At 68.6% G+C, this 2,803-nt stretch carries 3 protein-coding genes; 2 read left to right on the top strand and 1 reads right to left on the bottom strand.

Translation table 11 applies throughout. The annotated features are described in order from the left end of the window. Positions 1-1,070, bottom strand: a 1,070-nt coding sequence (locus SSOG_RS42670) for a M28 family peptidase (protein ID WP_050800182.1), incomplete at its 3' end; no start/stop codon positions are given. Positions 1,071-1,328: 258 nt separating this feature from the next. On the opposite strand from SSOG_RS42670, the gene SSOG_RS47355 reads away from it, so the two are divergent. Further along, on the top strand, positions 1,329-1,922 hold the full coding sequence (locus SSOG_RS47355) for a hypothetical protein (protein ID WP_063631626.1): 594 nt from the start codon (positions 1,329-1,331) through the stop codon (positions 1,920-1,922). 43 nt (positions 1,923-1,965) lie between these two features. Beyond that, positions 1,966-2,803, top strand: an 838-nt coding sequence (locus SSOG_RS42660) for a beta-ketoacyl synthase N-terminal-like domain-containing protein (protein WP_009720538.1), incomplete at its 3' end; no start/stop codon positions are given.

Here is a 2,803-nt window from a genome sequence, read left to right as displayed (position 1 = left end):
GAACCACCAGCGCACCTCCGGATCGTCGGTGGGCACGACCTCACCGTCGACCACGATGGCTGGCGCGCGGCGTGTTCCAGATGCATTTCGAGCACGACCTGCGGAAACAGCTCCGGATGGGCCGCGATGAACGCCTGGGTGCCCGCGGCCCCGGCCATATGGCCGGACGTCAGCAGGAACAGCATGTTGTGCGGGCGCAGTTCCTGGGGCACCGACGCCCAGAACCTGGCCTGCGCCAGGACGAGCGCCACGCCGGACGCGTCCTCCACCGCCGAGGCCCACGGTCCGTCATGGTGTGACCCGATGATCACCCAGTGGTCCGAGGCGCCGGGCAGGGTGCCCACCACATTGTGGGTGGTCTCCTCGGTGATGGTGGCATCGGAGATGATCCGCCCCTCGCACGCACCGGAGGCCATCAGCTCACGGACCCGCTCGCCGTCGCTCCCGCTCAGCCAGATCCCGGGGATCGAGCGGAGCTCGGCGTCATAGGGCCAGTAGAAGTCGCTGGTCTCCCAGGGCACACCGGTGAGCAGCCCGACGTACGCGGTCGCCCCGTCCTTGATGGCGATGTCGAAGTCCAGCACATGCGGAAGGTCGAACGGCACGGTCTGGACGAGGTCGGGGAAGACGCCCTCGGGGTCGTAGGCATCGGTGGCCCGGGCCTGCACCTCCGACTGCGGCAGCTGGGTGAAGCCGATCTCCTGGACGGCGATGCCACCATCCACCTCCCCGTCCTCCATCCGCACCAGCCGCCCCTCGGTGCCCTCGGTGGGGGTGGTGTACGGCAGGGCGAGTCCGGTGAAGCGGGTGACCTCACCGGGGCGGCCGGCGGGCCAGATCTCGAAGGCGGCGGACCGCGGCCGCCAGACCGGCGTGTCCAGCGGTTCCAGGCGCACGTCCTCGAGCCCCGTTTCGCGGAACTGCTCGGCGGCCCACTCCTCGGTCCAGCTGTCGGCGGAATAGCCCGCCCGGCGAATGCCTTGGCTGACGATCAGTTCGATCCAGCCCATCATCTCCTTCGAGGTGGGTGCCCGATCGACGTACTTCTCCAGCGCCGGCCAGCCGCTCATCGCCATCCTCCTTCGTCCGACGTCCGGTTCATGCTCGGCGGCCGGTCTAAAGCTGGGCTAATGGGCTGCGGCGACCGGGCCGTCCGGGGCGCGGCCACCGGGCCATCGCCATCTACCGCGGGCAAGCCACGCGTTAGAGCACCTTTAGGGACGGCGCAAATGATGGTCGCCGTATCCGCTCCGGGGCTTACCAGGTGGCACAGCCGCAGGTCAGCGCCCGATCAACCCGATCAGCCCGACTACCGATGGGAGTTGCGTATGCGTACCCGGAAGGCAGTGCACACGGGCCTTGTCGCCGCGGGTCTCGTGGCGTTCGCCGTCACTCCGGTGAACGCCGAACCGGACGCCCGGGACAAGCCGTCGCGCACGACTCCCGCGAACCCGCTGCCCGCACCGCCCCAGATACGCGCACTGGACTTCCTCCTCGGGTCCTACCGGTGCGAGTACACACCCCCGCCGGGCAGTAAGGCGACGGTGATGCACCTGACCACGAAGCGGGCCATGGGCGGGCATTACTACTACACCGACGCGACCATGGAACCCGGCCATGTGGTCGGCCGGTCGACGTTCGGCTGGGACCCCGTGGGCGGAAAGTTCATCGTCCAGTACCACGACAACTGGGGCTCCTCCGCGCATTACTCCTCGCCCGGCTGGAAAAACGGCCACTTGGTGTTCAAGGGGCCGCTCAGCCAGGTGGTCACGCCCAGCGCCACCGGAAAGACCGAAGGCGTGAAAATGGACGTGGTGGACGACTACCAGGTGCTCGGTCCAGGACATTTCAAGGACGCCACAAGTTTCACCTTCCCCGACGGAAGTACCTTGCGCGGCAGCTACGACTGCCGTCGCCCCTAGCGGTTTTGCCGAGGTAAACGGGTGGAAGCGGGAGCACCGACACATGGCGAGCAATGAAGAGAAGCTTCTCGACTATCTGAAGCGTGTGACGGCGGATCTGCGTCAGACACAGCGCCGCCTGAAGGATGTCGAGTCGGCCGGGCACGAACCGGTCGCCATCGTGGGAATGTCGTGCCGGTTCCCCGGTGGAGTGCGCTCCCCGGAGGAGCTGTGGGAGCTGGTCGCCGCCGAGCGCGACGCCATCACGGAGCTGCCCACGGACCGCAACTGGGATCTGGACGGCCTCTTCCACCCCGACCCGGAACACCCGGGCACCAGCTACTGCCGCGAGGGCGGTTTCCTCGACGACCCCGCGGGATTCGACGCCGCGTTCTTCGGCATCAGCCCGCGCGAGGCCCTGGGCATGGCACCGCAGCAGCGGCTCGCCCTGGAGGGGGCGTGGGAGGCGATCGAGCACGCGGGCATCGATCCGGAATCCCTGCGGGGTAGCCTGACCGGCACCTTCATCGGCTGCGACCACCTCGACTACTGCACGGACGCCTCCCAAGTGCCCGAGGGATCCGCCGGGTACTTCACCATCGGCAGCTCCGCGAGCGTGGTGTCCGGCCGGGTCGCGTACACCCTGGGCCTGGAGGGGGCCGCGGTCACGGTGGACACCGCGTGCTCCTCGGCGCTGGTTGCCATGCACCTGGCCTGCCAGGCGATCCGGCAGGGCGAATGCGATCTGGCGCTGGCCGGTGGAGTCGCCGTGATGTCCTCGACGGCTCCCTTCATCGGCTTCAGCGATCTGCGGGGACTCGCCCCGGACGGCAGGTCCAAGGCGTTCTCGGCGAGCAGCGACGGCATGACCCTGTCCGAGGGCGTCGGCGTCCTGCTGCTGG

The organism is Streptomyces himastatinicus ATCC 53653, from assembly GCF_000158915.1.
Classification (GTDB): Bacteria; Actinomycetota; Actinomycetes; order Streptomycetales; family Streptomycetaceae; genus Streptomyces; species Streptomyces himastatinicus.
Note: the sequence above shows the minus strand (reverse complement) of the source record. Positions and strands in the feature narration are given on the sequence as shown.

Coding starts and splice junctions, on each gene's coding strand:
- SSOG_RS47355 (WP_063631626.1), top strand. CDS start 1,329: ATGCGTACCCGGAAGGCAGTGCACACGGGCCTTGTCGCCGCGGGTCTC.